General features: G+C 70.9%; 2 protein-coding genes and 1 pseudogene. All 3 read right to left on the bottom strand.

The window, feature by feature from the left end; genetic code table 11:
- A partial coding sequence (panC, locus tag BN4332_RS26455) for a pantoate--beta-alanine ligase (RefSeq protein WP_066902394.1) occupies window positions 1-693 on the bottom strand: 693 nt, incomplete at its 3' end.
- Complete coding sequence (locus BN4332_RS26450) at window positions 690-1,649, bottom strand: Rossmann-like and DUF2520 domain-containing protein (protein ID WP_066902393.1); 960 nt, start codon at window positions 1,647-1,649, stop codon at window positions 690-692. The genes panC and BN4332_RS26450, both read right to left, overlap by 4 nt.
- A gap of 79 nt (window positions 1,650-1,728) precedes the next feature.
- Window positions 1,729-2,057: pseudogene (locus BN4332_RS33995) on the bottom strand (DUF6779 domain-containing protein); the annotation flags it as partial.

Below are 2,057 nucleotides of genomic sequence, written 5' to 3'. Positions count from 1 at the left end.
GGCGCCGCCCGCCGCCGCGTACTTGCCGGCCAGCAGCGCCGCAGACAACGCCCCGGCCTGCTCACGCTCATCGGCGTCGAGGTACCGGTTGCGCGACGACATGGCCAACCCATCGGACTCCCGCACAATGGGAACCCCGACCACCTGCACGTCGAGGTTGAGATCGGTGACCATCTGCCGGATCAGGGCCAGTTGCTGATAGTCCTTCTCGCCGAAGAACGCCCGGTCCGGCCGGACGATCTGGAGCAGCTTGAGCACCACCGTGAGCACGCCGGCGAAATGGCCGGGCCGCGAGGCACCTTCGAGTTCGTCACCCACCGGCCCCGGCTGCACGCTGGTACGCGCACCGTCCGGATACATGTCCGAACCGGTTGGGGTGAAGGCGATCTCGACGCCCTCGGCGACCAGCGCGGCCAGGTCCTCGTCGAGGGAGCGCGGGTAGGCATCGAGATCCTCCCCCGCCCCGAACTGCAGCGGGTTGACGAAGATCGACACCACCACGACCGCACCGGGAACGCGTTTGGCCGCGCGGATCAGCGTCAGATGCCCGTCGTGCAGCGCACCCATCGTGGGCACCAGGGTGACCCGGCGCCCGCTGGTGCGCAGCGCACGGGTGACGGCCGCGACGTCGGCGGGTGCCGAGTAGACGTTGAGCTCGCCGGCGACGAACTTGGGGGCGTTGCTGTGGGTCATCCTTGACTCGTTTCAGGGCTTGCATCCGAGAGCACTTCCAGAACGTCCTCGGGCGCGTGGGCACGTTGGGCGGTACGTAGTGAGTTGGCCCGATATGCCTGGGCCAGTTCAGGATCCATCGCACGCAGCGCATCGAGATGCGCTGCGACGGCAGCGGCGTCGCCACGGGCGACCGGGCCGGTCAGAGCGTCTTGACCGCGCTGCAGCGCGTTTTCCAGCGCGGCCCGTGCCAGTGGGCGTACCACCCGTTCGGGCAAGCCGCCCGGCGCATCGCCGACAAGTTCCTGACCGAGCAGTTCCTGCCCCCGCAGCGAGGCCCGCAGCGTGTCCACCGCATCCAGCACCAGGGTGACCAGATGGTTGCTGGCGTGCGCCAGCGCCGCGTGGTATCGCGTCCTGGCGTGCTCGGGCACGCGGAACGGCTCACCGCCTATCTCCAACACCAGCGATTGGCCGATCGCGTAGCCCACCTCGTCGGCGGCGGTGATGCCGAAGCAGGTGTCGGGCAGCCGCGCCAGGTCCTCGTCGGAGCCGGTGAACGTCATCGCCGGGTGGATGGCCAGCGGGATGCAACCCAGTTCGGTGAGCGGGGCCAGCACCGCGATCCCGTTGGCGCCGGAGGTGTGCACCACGATGGTGCCGGGCCGCACCGCGCGCGTGGCGGCCAGACCGGACACCAGCGACGCCAGTTCGGCATCGGGCACCGTCAGCAGCAGCAGCTCGGCCCGCTGCGCGACCTCGGTGACCGGGAGGATCGCCGTGTCGGGCAACCGGCGCTCCGCCCGCAGCCGGGACGGCTCGGAGATCGCGCTGCACGCCACCACCACGTGTTCGACGCGCTCCAGTGCATAACCGAGCGCGGTACCCACCCGACCTGCGGAAATGACGCCGACGCTGAGCCGCGCAGGGCGCAATCCCTCAGGCGGGGTCCACCCGTCGGCAGGGGGCTGCTCCATAGCAGACGACCTCACAGGTAATGGTTTCATTCGTTCCAGTCCCGCGTTGCGGGTACCGGACGGTCGTCACGAGACTAGCTCACTCCTCGCGGCGCCTGCGACGCCCGCCTTCGGCCGGGGCGGTCTGAAACCGCGCCAGCAGCTCATTCACGGACTGCCCGTCGGCGTGATGCCCGTTCTGCGGCTCGGGTTCCTCGGCGCTGCGATGCCGGGATGCCCGCCGTGGCGGCTCGGGCGGTTGCGAAGGCTCGGTGGCCAACGCCGGGGACGGCTGGGGCGACGCGGGCCGGCCGGGATCGGCGGATTCTGCCGGGGCGGAATGACGGCCCCGGGGCGGTTCCGGGGTATGCCCGGCCGACATCGCCGGTGCCGGGGTGGGCTCCGGCGCCGGTTCGGGCCTGGGCGCGG

Origin of the sequence: Mycolicibacterium houstonense, assembly GCF_900078665.2 — a bacterium.
GTDB classification, from domain to species: domain Bacteria; phylum Actinomycetota; class Actinomycetes; order Mycobacteriales; family Mycobacteriaceae; genus Mycobacterium; species Mycobacterium houstonense.
Note: the sequence above shows the minus strand (reverse complement) of the source record. Positions and strands in the feature narration are given on the sequence as shown.

Excerpts from the sequence above, each read along its gene's own strand:
- BN4332_RS26450 (WP_066902393.1), bottom strand. The coding sequence starts at position 1,649 with ATGGAGCAGCCCCCTGCCGACGGGTGGACCCCGCCTGAGGGATTGCGC.